General features: G+C 62.9%; 16 protein-coding genes. 14 read left to right on the top strand and 2 right to left on the bottom strand.

Annotation, left to right across the window (positions count from 1 at the left end):
- Window positions 1-31: 31 nt before the first annotated feature.
- The 5 genes from ABQM86_RS21980 to ABQM86_RS21960 all read left to right on the top strand — a co-directional run bounded on the left by ABQM86_RS21980 (window position 32) and on the right by ABQM86_RS21960 (window position 7,151).
- Window positions 32-2,011 (top strand): penicillin-binding transpeptidase domain-containing protein, encoded by a 1,980-nt coding sequence (locus ABQM86_RS21980; RefSeq protein WP_369745585.1) that lies wholly within the window; start codon window positions 32-34, stop codon window positions 2,009-2,011.
- Between the two features lie 14 nt (window positions 2,012-2,025).
- Complete coding sequence (locus tag ABQM86_RS21975) at window positions 2,026-3,282, top strand: FAD-dependent oxidoreductase (protein WP_369745584.1); 1,257 nt, start codon at window positions 2,026-2,028, stop codon at window positions 3,280-3,282.
- Between the two features lie 90 nt (window positions 3,283-3,372).
- Window positions 3,373-5,055: an ABC-F family ATP-binding cassette domain-containing protein gene (locus tag ABQM86_RS21970; protein ID WP_369745583.1), complete on the top strand. Its 1,683-nt coding sequence runs from the start codon at window positions 3,373-3,375 to the stop codon at window positions 5,053-5,055.
- Between the two features lie 144 nt (window positions 5,056-5,199).
- Window positions 5,200-5,967 carry a DeoR/GlpR family DNA-binding transcription regulator gene (locus ABQM86_RS21965; RefSeq protein ID WP_280625167.1) on the top strand — a complete coding sequence of 256 codons (768 nt, stop codon included), beginning with the start codon at window positions 5,200-5,202 and terminating at the stop codon, window positions 5,965-5,967.
- Window positions 5,964-7,151, top strand: a complete 1,188-nt coding sequence (locus tag ABQM86_RS21960) for an MFS transporter (RefSeq protein WP_369745582.1) — start codon at window positions 5,964-5,966, stop codon at window positions 7,149-7,151. Before ABQM86_RS21965 ends, ABQM86_RS21960 begins: the two co-directional genes overlap by 4 nt.
- Here the strand turns inward: ABQM86_RS21960 and ABQM86_RS21955 are convergent.
- Window positions 7,096-7,800 (bottom strand): phosphatase PAP2 family protein, encoded by a 705-nt coding sequence (locus tag ABQM86_RS21955; protein ID WP_369745581.1) that lies wholly within the window; start codon window positions 7,798-7,800, stop codon window positions 7,096-7,098. The two genes, ABQM86_RS21960 and ABQM86_RS21955, sit on opposite strands and share 56 nt — an antisense overlap.
- Window positions 7,801-7,876: 76 nt before the next feature.
- On the opposite strand from ABQM86_RS21955, the gene ABQM86_RS21950 reads away from it, so the two are divergent.
- From ABQM86_RS21950 to ABQM86_RS21910, 9 genes are all read left to right on the top strand, one after another.
- Window positions 7,877-9,379 (top strand): bifunctional phosphatase PAP2/diacylglycerol kinase family protein, encoded by a 1,503-nt coding sequence (locus tag ABQM86_RS21950; protein ID WP_369745580.1) that lies wholly within the window; start codon window positions 7,877-7,879, stop codon window positions 9,377-9,379.
- Between the two features lie 147 nt (window positions 9,380-9,526).
- Window positions 9,527-10,471, top strand: a complete 945-nt coding sequence (locus ABQM86_RS21945) for an ABC transporter ATP-binding protein (RefSeq protein WP_280625159.1) — start codon at window positions 9,527-9,529, stop codon at window positions 10,469-10,471.
- Between the two features lie 2 nt (window positions 10,472-10,473).
- Entirely contained in the window at window positions 10,474-11,325 is an 852-nt protein-coding gene (locus ABQM86_RS21940; RefSeq protein ID WP_369745579.1) for an ABC transporter permease, read from the top strand.
- Window positions 11,326-11,351: 26 nt separating this feature from the next.
- On the top strand, window positions 11,352-12,641 hold the full coding sequence (locus ABQM86_RS21935) for a sensor histidine kinase (protein ID WP_280625157.1): 1,290 nt from the start codon (window positions 11,352-11,354) through the stop codon (window positions 12,639-12,641).
- Window positions 12,638-13,330, top strand: coding sequence for a response regulator transcription factor (locus ABQM86_RS21930; protein WP_207595559.1), 693 nt, complete (start codon window positions 12,638-12,640; stop codon window positions 13,328-13,330). Before ABQM86_RS21935 ends, ABQM86_RS21930 begins: the two co-directional genes overlap by 4 nt.
- 103 nt (window positions 13,331-13,433) lie before the next feature.
- Complete coding sequence (locus ABQM86_RS21925; RefSeq protein ID WP_207595558.1) at window positions 13,434-13,883, top strand: Lrp/AsnC family transcriptional regulator; 450 nt, start codon at window positions 13,434-13,436, stop codon at window positions 13,881-13,883.
- 238 nt (window positions 13,884-14,121) lie between these two features.
- Window positions 14,122-15,564, top strand: a complete 1,443-nt coding sequence (locus ABQM86_RS21920) for an amino acid permease (protein WP_369745578.1) — start codon at window positions 14,122-14,124, stop codon at window positions 15,562-15,564.
- A 69-nt stretch (window positions 15,565-15,633) separates the two neighbouring features.
- Complete coding sequence (alr, locus tag ABQM86_RS21915) at window positions 15,634-16,788, top strand: alanine racemase (RefSeq protein WP_369745577.1); 1,155 nt, start codon at window positions 15,634-15,636, stop codon at window positions 16,786-16,788.
- A gap of 35 nt (window positions 16,789-16,823) precedes the next feature.
- Window positions 16,824-17,594, top strand: a complete 771-nt coding sequence (locus tag ABQM86_RS21910; RefSeq protein ID WP_369745576.1) for an IclR family transcriptional regulator — start codon at window positions 16,824-16,826, stop codon at window positions 17,592-17,594.
- On the opposite strand, the gene ABQM86_RS21905 is transcribed toward ABQM86_RS21910, so the two are convergent.
- Window positions 17,591-18,367: an IclR family transcriptional regulator gene (locus tag ABQM86_RS21905; RefSeq protein WP_280625145.1), complete on the bottom strand. Its 777-nt coding sequence runs from the start codon at window positions 18,365-18,367 to the stop codon at window positions 17,591-17,593. The two genes, ABQM86_RS21910 and ABQM86_RS21905, sit on opposite strands and share 4 nt — an antisense overlap.
- Window positions 18,368-18,419: the final 52 nt, after the last annotated feature.

Below are 18,419 nucleotides of genomic sequence, written 5' to 3'. Positions count from 1 at the left end.
ACTGTCAGGGGAACGGGGCATAATGTGCCAAATGGGGAAACTGAAAATGCAGCAGGGTCTTGTCCTTGGTCTCGCAACGCTCGTGATGGTTGGTTCATTGACGGCCTGTGACGATGGCCGCGCCGGCGCTGAGGGAGCAGCCAAGCAGCTCGCGTCCTCGTTGGCGGCGCTCGACGTCGGCTCGCTCGCCGTAGAGGGCAAGGACTCTGCCACGGCCAACGATGAACTTAAAGCCGTCTTTGAGGGCTTGGGCGCTAAGCCCTCGGTTGCTTCCGGCGACGTCAAGCTCGAAGGTGACACCGCAACTTTCCCCCTTAACTACAGTTGGAACATTGGCTCGGCACAATGGGAGTACACCTCCGATGCCACGCTGAAGAAGTCCGGCGACAAATGGGCGGTTCAGTGGAGCCCGGCCCTGCTGGCGCCGCAACTCTCCGATGGCGAGACGTTGTCGGTCAAGACCGTTGCCGCCCAGCGCGGGCAGATCCTTGGCGCTGGGGACGCTCCGATTGTTGAGGACCGCCCGGTTTTCCGGGTGGGCATCGACAAGACCAAGGTTCCTGCTGAGCAGGCCGACGCATCGGCCCGTGCCATGGCGGCGCTGCTCGGCCTGGATGCCGAAGAGTACGCCAAGCAGGTTGCTGCCTCCGGGCCACAGGCTTTCGTGGAGGGCCTCGTCCTCCGTGCGTACACAGCAGACATTACCGAGGCCAAAATCGAGGCGATACCCGGGGGCGTCAGCATCCTGGACTCCATGGCGCTGGCACCCACACGCACCTTTGCCCGCGCCCTGTTGGGGAGCGTAGGCCAAGCCAACGCAGAGCAGATCGAGAAATCCAATGGCGCACTGCGCGCCGGAGACACCACGGGGACGGGCGGCCTGCAGCAAAAGTACGACTCCCTGTTGCGCGGCAAGGATGGCGTGGAAGTGGTGGCCACCCCGGCTGAGAAGACCGACGGCGAGACCCCCGGCACCAAGGTGTTCTTCTCGTCCCTTCCTGCACCGGGCACTTCTCTCAAGACCACCCTGGACCTGAAGCTTCAGCAGTTGGCTGAAGCAACGTTGGCAGGAATCGAACCGGCTTCCGCCATCGTGGCCATCAGGCCCTCCACAGGAGCCGTTCTTGCCGCGGCCTCCGGTCCGGGCAGCAACGGCTACAACACTGCGCTCCTGGGACAGTACGCACCCGGATCCACCTTCAAGATGGTTGATTCGCTGGCGATGTTCCGGAATGGTGCCACCCCGGATTCCAAGGTGGAGTGCCCCTCAACGCTGGTTGTCGACGGCCGCACCTTCAAGAACGCTGAGGGCTACCCCGAAACATCATTGGGCTCGGTCGCCCTCAGGGACGCGTTTGCGCACTCCTGCAACACTGCGTTCATCAACGCCCGGGAAACCGTCAGCCAAGGTCAACTTGAATCGGCTGCACAGGCTTTGGGCGTGGCCGTTGAAGCTCCCAAGCTGGGCGCGGATGCCTTCCTTGGCTCGGTGCCCGGGGCTGCAGAAGGAACCGAGCACGCCGCCTCCATGATCGGCCAGGGCAAGGTCCTCTTCTCGCCACTTTCGGCCGCTGTTATGGCCGCTTCCGTCGCCAACGGGGCCCCGGTTTCACCTCAGCTCGTGCTGAATGCCGACGCCGCGCAGGACCCCGGCGCCACTCCTGCCCCCACGGAAGGCGGCTCCGCCCCGACGACGTCCGCTTCCGCTGCGGCAAGCGCTGCACCGGCATCCACCCAGCCGATTACCAAGGAAGAGGCCGCGTCCCTGGCCGACATGATGCGCGCCGTGGTCACGTCCGGGCACGCTGGGTTCCTGGCCGAAGTGCCCGGCGCGCCCGTGGGAGCAAAGACCGGAACCGCGGAATTCGGCAACGACAACCCGCCCAAGACCCACGCCTGGATCGTGGCGACTCACGGGGACCTGGCCGTCTCAGTTTTTGTTGAAGACGGCGGGCTGGGTGCCACCACCAGCGGGCCGTTGTTGAAGTCGTTCCTGACCGCGGCGGGCTGAACAGGAGGCTGATCATGGCAGCAGAAACCCAGTGTGTGGTGGCGGGCGGAGGGCCGGCCGGAATCGTGCTGGGACTGCTGCTTGCCCGCGCCGGCGTGAAGGTGACTGTGCTTGAGAAACACGCCGATTTCCTGCGTGATTTCAGGGGCGATACGGTGCACGCCTCGACGATCCGGCTCTTGGACGAGCTGGGGCTCGGTGAGGGCTTTCGGGCCCTCCCCCAAAGTAGACTGGGCAATTTCCGGCTACCCGCAGGATCCGGTGATTCCGTGGTCCTCGCGGATTTCGAACGACTTAAGGACCCCTACAACTACGTGGCCATGGTCCCGCAATGGGATTTTCTGAACTTCCTGGTGGAAGCGGCCCGGCAGGAACCCACCTTTAGGCTGTTGATGAATACGGAGGCGACGGACCTGCTGACTGACGCTTCGGGCACTGTGGTCGGAGTGACGTACGGAACCCGTGATCCGCGGACTGGTTCTGTTGTGGCGAGCGGCGAACTACGGGCTCCTTTGACGGTGGCCTGTGATGGCCGCGGCTCGATTCTCCGGAAGAAGGCCGGACTGGTCCCCCGCGAATTTCCGGTGCCGTTTGATACCTGGTGGTTCCGGCTCCCGCGTACCGCAAGCGAGGACCAACCGGTGGCCTCCATTGCGCCGCGCTTTGGCAGTTCAGCTGTCCTGCTGACCCTGACCCGCAAGGATTATCACCAGATAGCGTACTTGGCGGCCAAGGGCTCGGATCCTCAGTTGAGGGCTGAAGGCGTGGAGGCTTTCCGGACTAAGATAGCCAGTTTGCGACCGGACCTTGCGGACCGTGTGGACACCATTGCCTCCATGGACGACCTCCACCTCCTGGACGTAAAACTCAACAGGCTGTCCCGGTGGCACAAGCCTGGGTTGTTGCTGATTGGGGATGCCGCCCATGCGATGTCGCCCGCCGGCGGTGTGGGCATCAACCTCGCGGTGCAGGACGCTGTGGCAGCCGCGCGTGTGCTCGCCGCGCCGTTGCTGAGGGAAACGCTCGACGACGGCCACCTCGCCGCCGTCCAGAAGCGGCGTTGGCTTCCCACGGTCGTGATCCAGTCCTTCCAGAGGGTGCTGCATCGTGTGGTGTTCGCGCAGGTCATGGCGGGTAAGCAGCCGAAACCTCCCAAACCGTTGCTCTTTGTTGCGCGGAATTTCCCGGGGTTTGGGAAGCTGCCCGCTCGGATGATCGCCTTCGGTCCGCGCCCCGAGCGTGCGCCGGAGTTTGCCCGGCGGAAGCCCTAGCCGGGTGGCCCGACCCGCCCAACTGCCGTCGTCGAGCATTGCCCACTGTCGCCGTCGAGCGTTAATACCGTGCCGTGGGAGGATTGAAACGTGGCCCATATTGACGTTTCCGGCATCGACTACTTCCTCTCCGACGGCACCCAGCTGCTCAACGGGGTGACCTTCAAGGTCCCCGACGGCACCAAGACTGCCCTGATCGGACCCAACGGAACCGGCAAGACGACGCTGTTCAAGATAATCTCCGGCGACCTCACGCCGGACGAAGGTGTTGTGGGCCGCTCAGGCAACATGGGAATCATGCGGCAGTTCGTGGGCCAGGTCCGTGACGAATCAACAGTTCGCGACCTCCTCGTCTCCACTGCCCAGGCTGGCCTCGCAGCTGCTGCCAAGGCGGTTGAGGACGCCGAGATGGCCATGATGGAGCACGACGACGAGCCCACCCAGATGAAGTACGCCCAGGCGATAGTGGACTGGGGAGATGCCGGTGGGTACGACGTAGAGACCGTCTGGGATGAAGTGTGCATGGCTGCGTTGGGGATTTCCTTCGACAAGGCGCAGTTCCGCCGCGCCTCGACGCTCTCGGGTGGCGAGCAGAAGCGTTTGGTGCTCGAAGCCCTGTTTGCCGGCCCGGATGAGCTGCTGCTCCTCGACGAACCGGACAACTACTTGGATGTGCCCGGCAAGCGTTGGCTGGAGGGCAAGCTCAATGAGTCCAAGAAGACCGTGCTGTTCATCAGCCACGACCGTGAACTGCTGAATAATGCGGCAGGTCGCATCGTGACGCTCGAGCCGGGCATCAACGGTGCCTCGGCGTGGATCCATGGCGGCGGTTTCGGATCCTACGTGGAGGCACGTGCGGACCGTAACGCCCGGTTCGAGGAACTCCGCAAACGCTGGGACGAGGAGCACGTGAAGCTCAAAGAACTCGTCAACATGTACAAGAACAAGGCCGCTTTCCGCTCCGACATGGCCAACCGATACCAAGCTGCGCAAACCCGCCTCGCAAAGTTCCTGGAAGCCGGGCCCCCCGAGGCCTTGCCGATCGAGCAGAACGTCAAGATGCGCCTCAAAGGTGGGCGAACGGCCAAGCGTGCCGTAGTAGCTGAGAAGCTCGAACTGACCGGACTCATGAAGCCGTTTTCCACGGAGATCTGGTTCGGTGACCGTGTGGGCGTGCTCGGCTCCAACGGTTCCGGCAAGAGCCACTTCCTGCGGCTCCTTGCCACCGGCGGCACCGATCCGGAGCGTGAGCACCTGCCGGTGTCCGACGTCGTGATTGCGGAAGTGCCGCACGAAGGAACCGTGAAGCTGGGCGCCCGCATCCGCCCCGTATTCTTTGCACAGACACATGTTCGTCCGGATCTCCTGGGGCGCACATTGCTGGAGATCCTGCACCGTGGTGACGAGCACCGCTCCGGACTCGCCCGCGAGGCCGCGGCCGGCGCCCTGGATTCGTACGGCTTGGCTGGCCAGTCTGAGCAGAAGTACGAATCCTTGTCCGGTGGCCAACAGGCACGCTTCCAGATTCTGCTTCTGCAGCTTTCCGGCGCCACCCTGTTGTTGCTGGACGAGCCCACCGACAACCTTGACCTGCACTCCGGTGAGGCCTTGGAGCGTGCCATCGACTCTTTCGAAGGCACCGTCCTTGCGGTCACGCACGACCGCTGGTTCGCCAAGTCCTTTGACCGGTTCATGATCTTTGGGTCCGATGGAAAGGTCTACGAATCCGAAGAACCCGTCTGGGATGAGAAGCGCGTGGAGCGCGCCCGGTAACTCTCACCTGCCGCCTGTTTTATGCGAACGCTCTTGCACTTGCTGCAGGAGCGTTCCGCTTTCAGCCATGGGATGTGAGAGAGCGTTGGTGAGCAAATGATCAGCAATGATGATTAAGTGAGCAATCATTGCTACCGTTGATGCATGGGAACTGCTGACCGCCACCGGCTCATTGGCGAGCTGCTGCGCACGCGCGAACAAGCCACCGTGGATGAGCTCGTGGACGCCACAGGAGCATCGGGCGCCACGATCCGCCGTGACCTGGAGATCCTTGCTGCCAACGGAGTGCTAAAACGCATCCACGGTGGCGCCCGCAGCTTGCTGGCACGCGGAGACAACCCCGGCTACGGCCAACGTGAATTGGAAGACCACCAAGCCAAGACGCGCATTGCTGAGGCTGTTGACGGACTCATCAACGACCGCGAGCATGTGTGGCTGGACAGTGGATCCACTGCCACGGAGATCGCGCGCCGGTTGGGCAAGCGGGAACTGACGGTGATGCCCATGTCCCTCCACGGCGTCGAGGCCATGACAGGGCCCCATTCCGGCCGGACGCCGCAGCTCATCCTTCCCGGCGGCAGCCTGATCCCGGGCGAGCAGTCTTTCCGGGGACCCATGGCCGAAGCCAACATCCGCTCGCTCAGGTTCGACACCGCCGTCGTGACCCCGTGTGCCCTCAACCTCAAGGACGGACTGCTGGCCCACGACCTTGATGATGCGGCCGTGAAACGCGCCGGCCTTGAATCCGCAGCGCGCGTGATCGTGGCCTCCGCAGGCAGCAAATGGAATGCCAGTGCAGTAGCTTTGGTCGCAGCCATGGACGCCGTGGACGTGATCGTGACCGACCAAAAACCCTCCCCAGAAGATCTCGCCCGGCTCAATAAACTCTCCGTGGAAGTTGTGATTGCATGACCACCAACACCAGAAGCAGCACCAACGTCAATGCCGCGGCGGTGGCGACGTTCCTGATCTTCGGCATGAACGGGTTGGTATTTGCCAGCTGGGCTGCACGCATTCCGGCAGTGACGGAGGCGCTCAGCCTGACGTCCGGTCAGATGGGCACCCTGCTGCTCTGCACCGCCGTCGGATCCTTGCTGGCGCTGCCGTCGGCCGGCTGGGTTGTGGGCAGGATCGGCACGGCGAATACGGTTCGTGTGGCGGGCATCGTGGCGGGAGCTGCGGGCGCAGGAATTGCTTTCTCCCTGATGGCCGCCTCAGTGCCGGCCACGGCAATTGCCCTGTTCTTCTTCGGTATCGGCATCGGTTTGTGGGACGTTGCCCAGAACATTGAAGGCGCCGACGTTGAGCACCGGCTCAAGCGCACCATCATGCCCCAGTTCCACGCTGCCTTCTCCGGCGGTGCTTTCCTTGGCGCACTGATTGGCGCTGGCCTCTCACAGCTTGGCGTCGGTCTCCCCCAACACTTGCTGGTTATCGCAGCCATTGCCGTTGCCTTGGCGCTGACGGTCCCTAAGTACTTCCTTCCGCATGAAGCCGCAGAAGTTCACGACGACGGCGGTCCGGTTGCGAAGGGACCTTCGGCTTGGCGGGATGGCAGGACGCTGCTGATCGGCGTCGTAGTCCTGGGTGCCACCTTGACCGAAGGCGCGGGCAACGACTGGATCGCGAAGGCTGCCGTGGACGGGCTTGGTGCTTCGGAATCCACGGGTGCGCTGCTGTTCGCACTCTTCGTCCTGGCGATGACCATCATGCGGTTCTTCGGTGGCAAAGCGATCGACACGTTTGGCCGCGTGAGCGTCCTGCGGGCCAGCATGGCGGCAGCGGCCGTGGGCCTGGCGCTGTTTGTCTTCGCCGGCAACGTCATCCTGGCCGGCGTTGGTGCGGCTTTGTGGGGCATCGGTGCGGCGCTGGCCTTCCCCATGGGCATGTCAGCCGCTGCGGACGACCCCAAGCATGCCGCTGCACGGGTTTCCGTGGTTTCCACCATCGGCTATGTCGCCTTCCTGGCTGGTCCACCCCTCTTGGGTTACTTGGGCGACCACACCGGAATCCACTTGGCATTGCTGGCCATCGGAGCGCCTATTCTGCTCGCTCTCCTGCTTGCCGGCGTCGCGAAGCCTTTGCCGCCCAAATAGTCCGGCCATCTGCCAGTTCATTCTCTTTGACGCATATTTCCCTGAAGCGCCACCACATAATGAGGACGACGCCGGCCGCAAGGCAGGCGCCGCCAAGGACATCGCTGAGCCAATGTGCCGAGAGGTACGTGCGGCTGACCATCATGGCGATGACACCCATGGCCGCCAGCAAGGTCATCCACCAGCGGCCCACGAGGATGGCCAGCACCATAAGGAACGTGGTGGTGGTCGATACATGCCCTGAGGGGTATGAACCGGTATCCGTGAGGACCTGGGCGTCCTGGGGCCTGTCCCGACCCACCACCGCTTTGGCCAGCTGGGTGAGGGCCAGTGCGGTAATGCCGGAGGTGGCGGCAAAGACTGCCCCCATGGGGCGTTGCCAGACAAGGAGCGAAAGGGCGAGCACCACGTGGAACACCAGGATCCCGGCGTAACCCGCCCAGTTGAGCACCGCGTTCACACCGTCCCAGAAGGGTGACTGGAGAGTAAAGGTGAAGGCCTGCCACGTGGTGTCAACGCCATTGAACGCAGGCTCGCCCTGTCCTGCCAGGATCATGATGCCCGGGACCATGAAGGCACAGAGAAGCAGCACGCCCGGGACAACCAATTGCCACCCGGGCTGTTGACGGGGAAGCAGGACACGAATCATCCATTCATCGTAGCCACGGCAGGCGTATGGCATGGGCAGCCCTCCGGTGGGGGTGTGCAGGCGATACTGTGAAGTAATGCGAGGCTTCGTGGGCAAGGCCCCCAAACGAGTTGCAGGATTCGACCACTTTCTGGTCAGGGCTGTCTCCAGGCAGCCCCAAGGTGACCACGATGTCTTCTTCAGGAGGCTTTCGTCCGCGGCCACCAAGGGAAAGCTGTGGTTCGGGATTGCGGGAATCATGTCCGCGTTCCCGGGAACGCCGCGCAGGGCGGCCCTTCATGGCGTGTTGGCCTTGGGTGTTGCTTCGGGCGTCACCAACGTCATCTTTAAGCGCTTACTCCCCCGGCGACGCCCGCTTCCTGAGCACCTGCCGCTGTTTCGCTTCGTCAACCCGCAGCCAACCAGCTCATCAATGCCCTCCGGGCATTCTGCCTCTGCGGTAGCTTTCGCAGTGGGTGCCGGGATGGTTTCCCCGGCTCTCGGCGCAGTGCTGGCGCCCCTGGCCGCAGGTGTGGCCTATTCCCGTGTTCACACGGGAGCCCATTGGCCTTCCGATGTGGTCTTCGGTTCGGCCCTCGGAGCAGGCGCGGCGCTCCTGACGCGCAGGTGGTGGCCTGCCAAGCCCGCAGAACCAACACCCCGCCGAACGCCTGCGGAGGCGCCCGCCATCGCCGACGGCGAGGGGCTGAGTATTGCGGTCAACGTCCTTGGAGGGTCCTACTCCCCCGAAACCGGGGAGCTTCTCAGGGTTATATTCCCTAAAGCGTATATACGGGAAATCGCGGAGGGGGACGACGTCGCCGCGGAAATTGACGCCGCAGCCACGCGGCCTGGCACCGTTGCCTTGGGCGTGTGGGGTGGAGACGGAACCGTTGGCACCGCAGCCGCGGCCGCCGTCGAATATTCACTGCCGCTGCTTGTGCTGCCCGGCGGAACCCTCAACCACTTTGCCCGCGACCTCGGCACCAGCTCGATCGACGACGCCATCGAGGCGGTAACCAAGGGGCAGGCAGCCGCGGTTGACCTGGGGCATGTAGTGGTGCAGCGTGGCCTGCCCGAGGCCCCGGAAACTACGGAGCTGGCCATGTTGAACACCGCCAGCGTAGGCGTGTATCCGAACCTGGTTCGTCGCCGGGAACGTCTGCAGCCGGCTATGGGTAAGCCGCTGGCCAGCGTGGTGGCATCGCTGCGCACCTTCGGAGTGAATTCGCCCACCACGCTTACCGTGGACGGGGTTAAGCACAAGCTCTGGATCCTCTATATGGGACGGGGAAGGTTCTATCCCAGCGACCACGCACCGCTTCGCCGGCCTGTGCTGGACGACGGTGTTTTCGATCTGCGGATGATCACAGCGGATGAGCCGTTCGCCCGTGCACGTCTGTTGTGGGCGGTAGTGACCGGCACGGTGGCCGCCTCCAAAGTCACCCATTTGACCGAGGCCACCACCATCACCGTGGAGGCGATCGGGCAGCCGCTGGTCCTGGCGGTGGACGGCGAACCGAAGCCCGGGGTTCGCAGTGCCACCTTCACCGTGAAACCGCGCGAGCTGCGCGTGTACTCGCCGCTCCCGGTCGGCTGAAGCGGCGCGGGTCATCCGCGAGGACTACCCTGACTGAACCCTGAATCATCCCTGAGACCGGCGATTTTCGTTCCCTCCATGAGTAGCGTGGTGAGTACATTCAAAACTCATCCGCACACTCATGTGCTCCGAGGAGGGAACGCTTCCATGATCGAAGCAAAAGGCCTGACCAAGGTCTACGGCGAGAAGACCGCCGTCGGCGGTGTCAGTTTCACTGTCCAGGCTGGACGGGTGACCGGCTTCCTGGGTCCGAACGGTGCCGGCAAGTCCACCACCATGCGCATGATCATGGGGCTGGACGCTCCGTCGTCGGGCTCTGTGACAGTGAACGGTGAACCGTTCGCCCAGCACAAAGCACCGCTCCGCGAAATCGGCGCCCTCCTGGACGCCAAGGCAGTCCACACGAGCCGCACCGCCTACAACCACCTGCTCGCCATGGCAGCGACGCACAGCATCCCCAAGAGCAGGGTCCGCGAAGTCATTGAAATGACCGGACTGGGCGATGTAGCGAAGAAGAAGGTCAAGGGATTCTCGCTCGGAATGGGCCAGCGCCTCGGCATTGCCGCCGCGCTGTTGGGTGATCCGCAAACCATCATCCTGGACGAGCCCGTCAACGGTCTGGACCCTGAAGGCGTGGTGTGGGTCCGCAACCTCGTGAAGTACCTGGCCTCCGAGGGCCGCACAGTCTTCCTTTCGAGCCACCTCATGAGCGAGATGGCGCTGACGGCAGACCACCTGATCGTGATCGGCCGCGGCAGGATCATTGCCGATGCGCCAATCGCCGAGATCATTACCGGTAAAGGCCAGGCGCGGACCCGTGTCCGCACCGACCAGCCGGAACGCCTCATGCAGCTCCTGGCCGGAACCGGCGTTTCCGTGGAAGTCCACGAGCGTGAACTCCTCGAGGTGTCCGGACTGGACCCCCGGGGCATCGCCAGGACCGCCCTTGAAAACCAGGTCATGGTGTACGAGCTCACTCCGCTCCAGGCAAGCCTGGAAGAGGCGTACATGGAACTGACCAAGGACGAGGTGGAATACCACTCGCACATCACCACCGGGGCCTCGGTTCCCGCCCAGGCCGGAGGGAAATAGACATGAGCACCACCACTATGGACCGTAAGTCCATCCGCAACTCCGTCGGTCCGGGACCGGCATTCCACCGCGTGCTGAACTCGGAATTCATCAAGTTCCGCACGCTGATGTCCACCTTGATCCTCCTGGCATCCACAGCCTTGGTGATGGTGGGTTTCGCCGCCCTCTCGGCTTGGGGAACCGGGCAGTTTGCTGAGCAGGTTGCCAACGATCCCGAAGCCGCGGCTGCCATGGCCGCCCAGGGTGGGGACCTGGCCGTCAGCATTCCGACTTCCGGCATCTCGTTCGCCCAGCTCATCCTCGGCTCCTTGGGTGTCCTGCTGATGAGCTCCGAATTCACCACCGGCATGGCACGCTCCACATTTGCCGCCGTCCCCAAGAGGCTCTCACCGTTCCTGGCCAAGCTCATCGTGGTCATGGTCAGCGCCTTCCTGCTGACGGCCGTGTCCATCTACATTGCCGGCCTGGTGTCCCTCCCGATCGTGGACAACTACGACCTCAAGCTGGACCTGGGCAGCTCGCAGTCCGTCAAGCTCCTCTTGGTCAACAGCCTTTACGTGGCAGCAGTAGCAGCCATCGGCATGGCGCTTGGAACCATCGTCCGGAACTCTGCCGGCGGCATCATGAGCCTGGTGGGGCTGCTGTTCGTTGCGCCGATTGCCTTCCAGCTCATCCCCGGTGATTTCTTCAAGGAAGCCAACAAGTACCTCCCTACCAGCACCATCACCCCGATGACCGCCGTCGAGCATGTTCCTGAAACGCTGGAAGCGTGGCAGGCCGCGCTGGTCCTGGGTGCCTGGGTTGTTGTACCGGTTGCGCTGGCCATGCTCCTGCTGAAGAAGCGGGACATCTAGGGCGGGTTGCCGTCTAGGCTCAATCCATGACTGAAGCTCCACAGGTGAAGGACGCGTCCACCGTTACGGTGGACGCGTCCTTCGCTGAAATCACCCAGCGCCGCAGGGGCCGCATCCGGCGCTACTTCTACGAGCGCCCCCGCGCCATGGATGCCGTGGTGGTCCTCTGCTACGTACTCCTGGCCCTGCCCACCATCATCACTTCCATCGCCGAGGGCAAGTGGCTGGTGGTGGCCCTGCTGCTGATGATCGCGGCCGTACTGATGTTCAGGCGCCGGTACCCGCTTCAAGTGGTGGCCGCCGTCGTCCTTCTGGAGGTTGCCGCCGCCATCTTGAACCCGTGGGGTTCCAACGTCTCAGCGGGCCTTTGGTTTGCGCTGTACGCCGTGGCATCCATCAGGAAGCGCAGCCTCGCTTTGGTGGTGTTTGTTGCCGCGAGCCTGCCCCTGAGCCTGCTTTATCTGTTCATGTGGACGATTCCCAGCGGCATGGACACCCTGCAGGAAGTCCCGGAGAACTTCCACCTGATCAACAACATCGCCACCGCGGTGACCATCATGTTGTCCAACCTCCTGGCGACCGGCATTGGTATTTCCGTACGCCAGCGGCGGGAGCATGAGGCCGAGATCGCTGCGTGGGCAGCCCGCACCACCCATCTGGGCAAGGTGACCGAACGGAACAGGATCGCCCGCGAAATGCATGACGTCGTGGCACACTCCCTGACGGTGATGGTCAGCCTGTCGGACGGCGCTGCCGTGGTGGTTAGGAAGAATCCGGAGCGCGCCGCTGAGGTCCTGGGCGAATTGTCCCGGACTGGCAGGACGGCCTTGGCCGACATGCGCCGCGTGCTGGGCGTCCTTCGCGACGACTCGGGGCGGCCGGCACCGCTCACGCCCCTGGAATCCGGGCACAACCTCTCGAAGCTCCTGGATGGTTTCCGGACCGCGGGTCTGCCGCTGCATTATGCGCACACAGGCCCTGGATTACCGGCCGATCCCGCCTTTGAACTCACCGTCTACCGGATTGTGCAGGAGTCGCTGACCAACGTCCTGCGGTACGGCCGCTCACTGAGCCGCGTTGACGTCCAGGTGGCGCGGGACGCCGATCTGGTCACCATTGACGTGCACGACGACGGCCGCGGAACCGTGGAGGGCGGCAGCGAACCCGTGGGCAGCCTGGGCACCGGGCAAGGCATCGCGGGGATGAATGAACGCGCCGGAATTTATGCTGGAATCGTTACTGCCGGGCCCAGTAAAAGGGGAGGCTGGGCAGTTCACGCCGAGCTCCGCTGGGCCGGCGACAAGGGGGAATCATGACAGAAGACATCATCAAAGTGCTGCTCGTGGATGATCAACCACTGCTTCGGATGGGCTTCCGGCTCATTCTGGAAGGCGAGGACGACTTCAACGTAGTTGGTGAGGCGTCCGATGGCATCGAAGCCGTGCGCCAAGTAGAAGCACTCGCGCCGGATGTGATCCTGATGGACGTGCGGATGCCCGCCATGGACGGGATTGAGGCAACGCGTCGAATCTCGGACTCCGGGTCGGAGGCGCGGGTCATCATCCTTACTACCTTCGACCTCGATGAGTATGCCTTCACCGGGTTGCAGGCCGGTGCCTCCGCCTTCCTGCTCAAGGACGTTGCACCCTCGGAATTGGTCCACGCCGTGCGCCTCGTGGCCAGCGGCGATGCTGTGGTTGCTCCGCGAGTGACACAACGGCTCCTGGAAACTTATGTTCGTGGAGGCGCGCTCCCCGGGCAGACTCCAACTCCCCACCGGGACCCGTTGCTCGACGATCTCACGCCACGCGAAACCGAGATTCTCACCACCATTGCCGAGGGCCTGTCCAACGCGGAGATCGCCCATAAGTTCTTCCTCTCCGAGGCAACCGTCAAGACCCACGTCCGCCGGATCCTGAGCAAGCTCCAGTTGCGGGACCGGGTGCAGGTGGTGGTTTACGCCTACGAGACCGGGCTTGTGGTGCCGAGCAACCCTGATTACTGAGCGCGGGCAAACGCCTCAGGGACTTGTGGAAGTATCATTTCCTTCGTGGCCTTTCGGCCGAGGCAGGGGCTGGTGTCCCTGCAGGGTAGGTGGAAAGGGACGCATGGAGCGGGCTGGTCTGGACGGCATCGATCAAAGGATCCTCGCGGAACTGACCAAGAATGCCCGCGTCCCTCACGCCGAACTCGCCGGCAAGGTACTTCTGTCCAGGAATGCGGTGCGGCAGCGGATCGACCGCATGGAACGGCAGGGCTATATCCAGGGCTACACAGTGGTAGCGGGAGTGGATGCAGAATCCTTGGTTTCGGCCTTCCTGATGGTTTACCGCAAGGACAGGATGCGGGGGGCCGACGTCCTGAACGAACTCCGATCGATTCCGGAAGTAGTCCTGTGCGATGTTCTCAGTGGCGACTTTGACCTCATCGTCCGTGTCGAAGCGCGATCCCTCGGCCGCGTCCAGGAGATCTGGGAGCAGATCGCTGCCCTCCCCGGAGTAAGCGACACCGTGACAGCAATGACCTTGTCCAACGTCATCCGACGGGCTTCGCAGTAGGGATCACCTGGTTCCGGCGGGTTTCAAGCGCTGTCTCCTTGGTGGGGCATTCTGACCAGTAAACGGTCACATCGTCATGCCCGTGGTGCAAAGTGTGCGTTATTCGCATTCACAAATGTTTTTAATGACTAAAGTCACACGATCTGTGTTACCTTCGTCACTACAAGCGCCCCCACGGCTCCCCGCCCCGGAAGTCCTCGGCGTACCGTTCGCACCTGTCACTTAACGGAGACAAGACATGGAATCTTCTACACCCCTGAAACTGGATCATCCAGCCGATGCACCCTTGGCTTCGCCGGAACCCGGGTTGCGCCGCTCCATGGGACCACGGCACCTGATCATGATCGCGATGGGAGGTGTGATCGGTTCAGGTCTCTTCCTGAGTTCGGGCTACACCATCTCGCAAGCGGGCCCGCTGGGGGCCGTGATCGCCTACTTGGTGGGCGCCTTCGTGGTCTATTTGGTGATGGCCTGCCTTGGCGAACTCGCCATTGCCTACCCCGTCTCCGGCGCTTTCCACATCTACGCGTCCCGCTCGATCGGCCCGGCAACCGGCTTTGCTACGGCCTGGCTGTACTGGCTTTGCTGGGCCGTGGCCATCGGATCTGAGTTCACAGCCTCAGGCTTGCTCATGCAGCGATGGTTCCCCGATGTTGAGGTCTGGGTGTGGTGCCTCGTCTTCGCTGCCATCCTCTTCGGCTTCAACGCTTTCTCCTCCAAGTTCTTCGGGGAATCCGAGTTCTGGTTCTCCATCGTCAAAGTGGGGGCGATCATCGCGTTGATCGTCTTCGGCGGGGCCGCACTGTTTGGCTTCCAGCCCCTCGCAGAGTCTGGCAACCACCCTTTCCTCTTTGAGAACTTCAATACCTCAGGTGGCCTCTTCCCCAACGGTTTCACCGGGGTCCTGGTCACCGCCCTGGCCGTCTTCTATGCCTTCTCCGGCTCTGAACTGATCGGCGTTGCGGCTGGAGAGACCAAGGACCCTGCAAAAAACATCCCCAAGGCCATGCGCAGCACGGTCATCCGACTCCTGATCTTCTTTGTGGGCGCCATTGCCGTCATCGCTGCGACTGTCCCTTACGAGCAAGTTGGTTTGGATGAAAGCCCGTTCGTCACGGTTTTCTCCTCTGTGGGCATCCCGTTCGCGGCGGACATCATGAACTTTGTCATCATCACCGCGCTGTTGTCAGCGGGGAACAGCGGATTGTTCTCCTGTGCACGAATGCTCTATTCACTGGCCGATGAAGGACATGGCCCCAGGGCACTCAAGAAGCTGACCCGTCGCGGAATACCCCTGGTCGCCCTTTCCGTCAGCATGGTGGGCGGGCTGGCGTCCCTGGTCAGCAGTGTGGCTGCACCGGAGACCGTCTACCTGGCCCTGGTGTCCATTGCCGGATTCGCGGTGGTGGGAGTCTGGATGTCCATCACTGCCTCACATTTCTTCCACCGGAGGGCATTCATCCGGAATGGCGGAAAGGTGGCTGATCTGGCCTACAAAGCCCCCTTCTTCCCGGTCCTGCCCATCCTGGCTTTCACCCTCTGCGTGGTATCCCTGATTGGCATAGCCTTCGACCCCACCCAGATCGCTGCGCTGTATTTTGGGGTTCCGTTCGTTGCGGCGTGCTACCTGTTCTTCCACTTCCGCTACGGCCCGAAGGCCAAGGCGAGGCGTTTGGTCTGATTCGAGGTTGGCCATGCGTCACGGCTGGGCTTCATGCCCGGCCGTGTCGCCATTTCCGGGGGAAACACAATGACCGCGAATGAAGAACTTTCTGCGGCGACGGACAATCTATCCAGTTGGCTTGAGATTGACGGCACCACCTTCGACGCAAATGTCCGGTCCATGCTGGCCATGCTCCAAGGCAAGGCTCTGTTGTGCGCCGTGATCAAATCCGACGCCTACGGGCACGGTGCGGACTTGTTGCTGCCGTTCCTGGTGGCGTCCGGAGTTCCGTACATAGGGATTGGCACCAACGCAGAAGCAGGGCTTGCCCGGGCTCATGGGTTCAACGGGAGGCTGTTACGGATCCGGGCCGCGGCACCGCAGGAGATCAGGGCCGGCCTGGCCCACGGGATCGAGGAACTTGTTGCCGATCCACAGAGTGCGTGGGAAATGAGCAGGATCGCCGCAGCGGAGGAGCGGACGCTGCGTGTGCACTTGGACATCAATTCCTCGGGAATCAGCCGTCACAGCCTCGATGTGTCCTCACCATTGGGACGGGCCTCCGCAGTGGGAATCGTCAGTCATCCGCAGTTGGAGCTCGCTGGCATCATGACGCACTTTCCACAGGACGACGTTGACCATGTGAAGCACGCCCTGAGCCGCTTCAAATCCGAATCGCATGCAATCCTTCACGAGGCGGGGATACCCCGGCGCGATGTCCTGCTGCATGCCGCCAACTCCTTTGCGGCCCTGAACGTCCCCACGGCCTGGTTGGACATGGTGCGCACAGGTGCTGCACTCTACGGTGATTCGGATCCTGGGCACGCCATGTTCCAACGGTGCATGACCTTCAAAGCCAGGATCGGGTCCGTCAACGGCTACCCGGCTGGAAGCGGCGTGGGATACGGGCTCACCCATACTCTTGCCACGGATTCGCGCCTCGCCACAGTCACCGTGGGCTACGGCGATGGGTATCGACGCTCACTTGGCCGGAGGGGAAATGTGCTGGTCCGTGGACAGCGGGTGCCGGTGGTGGACATCATCTCCATGAACTCCATGGTTGTGGACGTCTCCTCGGTGAGGGATGTCCGGCCAGGGGACGAGGTGGTCCTCTTCGGTGGGCAGGACGGCGGAAAAATCACGGTCGGGGAACTTGAAGCGGCGAATGCCGCAATACTCGCTGACCTCTACACTGTGTGGGCCAACAGGGCCCGTGTCCTTGCAGCGGACGCCACCGTGTGAGAATGGCGTGAACGCTTGGTGGAAGGAGCGGATTCGTGGAGGTGTCACCGGAGGCGTCATCCCTGGGCCAGGGTCTTCGCCTTGTCCGTATGGTCACGGACCGCGAAAAGCAGGGACGCCAACTTTTGGGTGTCTCGCAGCTGGCTGCCGGACTGGACATGGAGCAAAGCCGGGTCTCCCGACTGGCCCAGGAATTGTGTGATCTTGGACTGCTGGAACGGGTGGACCGTGGCCCCTTCCGCACAGGACCGCGGTTCTTCAGCCTCGCAGCCTCCCTGAACAGTACGTGGGTTCAGAAGTCACCTGCGGAACTTGAAGAACTGGTGTCCGCGTTCGGACTGCGGTCCCGGCTGTCCGTTCGGGAAGGTGTCCGTGTTCTTTTGCTGCGTTCGTCCACCAACAACTCTGTTCTTGGTGGGTTCGCCAAACCCGGCATGGTCACCCCGGTGTGGTGCACGGGTTCGGGGCGGGCCTTGCTGTGGGACCACTCGCCCAAGGACATCGGTTCCTTACTTAGGGACGTTAACTTCATCGGCGTAGGCGGACCCGCCGCCGCGCACACCGCCCCAGAGGTCGCCGATTTGATGGAGCGCGACAGGCCACGGGGCTTTGTTCTCGCTGCTGAAGAATTTGAACATGGCGTTTGGGAGCTCGCCGTCCCCGTTCGGACTGTGGATGGCCGGATCATCGCGGCCCTCAGCGTGCTGGGAAGCCAGTCCACCGTGGAGTCCGCTGCCCCGGAGATCGCCGCTGTCCTTCACTCCAGCGCCCAACGGCTCAGCGGCAGGCCGGTCCTGGAACCTTAGGCGTCGAACTGGCGTACGCCTCCGCCAACCCTGGACTCGAGCCATGTCCGCCAGGAACCGAGAGCCACGGCGAAGGCTTCCCGCTGGGGCTCCACGCGATGTTTTGGCCCAACGATTTGCAGGGCCGCGGCAACATCTCCCTTGAAGTCGCGGATGGGCGCGGACAATGAGTAGAGGCCGGGTTCGGCTTCTTCATCAACAATCGAGTATCCGCGGACGCGGGCTTTGTTGAGCCGTTCCAGGAAATCATCCACGGAAACCGGAGTGTTGGGGCCATGCCTCACGAACTCTACTGTGCTGAAGATTTTCCGGATTTCCGTGTCCGGGGCATCCCACAGGAGCGCCTGGCCGGCGTCACTGCAGTAGGCAGGGTAGGGGCGGCCCAACCAGGAGCCCACAAGGTTTGCGCTCTCGGGAACTTGCTCGCCAATGGTGACCGTACTGTTTCCGCTCAGTACGCCCAAAAAGCAGGCCTCGTTGGTTTCGGTGGCCAATCCTTCCAAGGCCGTGAGGCCATCGGTCTTCAGCCGTTGTTCTGTGACAAGTTGGGCGTCCGTCAGGATGGACCAATCCAGGCTGTACTCGCGTTGGTCCGAACGTGTCAGGAAGCCTTCCTGCTGCGCACCCTTCAGGCTTCGTGATACCTGGCTGCGGTCTTTGCCGAGGCGGGCTGCGACGTCGGCTACCGTACCGCCGTCGAAACCTTCCGCATGACGCGCCCCCACCGCAAGAAGGGCCATCATGCCGCGGCCCATGCTGGAGGTCTTTGACATGGATCGATTCTAGCTACCGTGGCTTGCGTCGGCATTACAGCCCGGCGTCACA

Source organism: Paenarthrobacter sp. AMU7 (genome assembly GCF_041200195.1).
In the GTDB taxonomy this organism is placed as follows: Bacteria; Actinomycetota; Actinomycetes; order Actinomycetales; family Micrococcaceae; genus Arthrobacter.
Note: the sequence above shows the minus strand (reverse complement) of the source record. Positions and strands in the feature narration are given on the sequence as shown.

Coding starts and splice junctions, on each gene's coding strand:
- ABQM86_RS21980 (WP_369745585.1), top strand. CDS start 32: ATGGGGAAACTGAAAATGCAGCAGGGTCTTGTCCTTGGTCTCGCAACG.
- ABQM86_RS21975 (WP_369745584.1), top strand. CDS start 2,026: ATGGCAGCAGAAACCCAGTGTGTGGTGGCGGGCGGAGGGCCGGCCGGA.
- ABQM86_RS21965 (WP_280625167.1), top strand. CDS start 5,200: ATGGGAACTGCTGACCGCCACCGGCTCATTGGCGAGCTGCTGCGCACG.
- ABQM86_RS21960 (WP_369745582.1), top strand. CDS start 5,964: ATGACCACCAACACCAGAAGCAGCACCAACGTCAATGCCGCGGCGGTG.
- ABQM86_RS21955 (WP_369745581.1), bottom strand. CDS start 7,800: ATGATTCGTGTCCTGCTTCCCCGTCAACAGCCCGGGTGGCAATTGGTT.
- ABQM86_RS21950 (WP_369745580.1), top strand. CDS start 7,877: ATGCGAGGCTTCGTGGGCAAGGCCCCCAAACGAGTTGCAGGATTCGAC.
- ABQM86_RS21945 (WP_280625159.1), top strand. CDS start 9,527: ATGATCGAAGCAAAAGGCCTGACCAAGGTCTACGGCGAGAAGACCGCC.
- ABQM86_RS21940 (WP_369745579.1), top strand. CDS start 10,474: ATGAGCACCACCACTATGGACCGTAAGTCCATCCGCAACTCCGTCGGT.
- ABQM86_RS21935 (WP_280625157.1), top strand. CDS start 11,352: ATGACTGAAGCTCCACAGGTGAAGGACGCGTCCACCGTTACGGTGGAC.
- ABQM86_RS21930 (WP_207595559.1), top strand. CDS start 12,638: ATGACAGAAGACATCATCAAAGTGCTGCTCGTGGATGATCAACCACTG.
- ABQM86_RS21925 (WP_207595558.1), top strand. CDS start 13,434: ATGGAGCGGGCTGGTCTGGACGGCATCGATCAAAGGATCCTCGCGGAA.
- ABQM86_RS21920 (WP_369745578.1), top strand. CDS start 14,122: ATGGAATCTTCTACACCCCTGAAACTGGATCATCCAGCCGATGCACCC.
- alr (WP_369745577.1), top strand. CDS start 15,634: ATGACCGCGAATGAAGAACTTTCTGCGGCGACGGACAATCTATCCAGT.
- ABQM86_RS21905 (WP_280625145.1), bottom strand. CDS start 18,367: ATGTCAAAGACCTCCAGCATGGGCCGCGGCATGATGGCCCTTCTTGCG.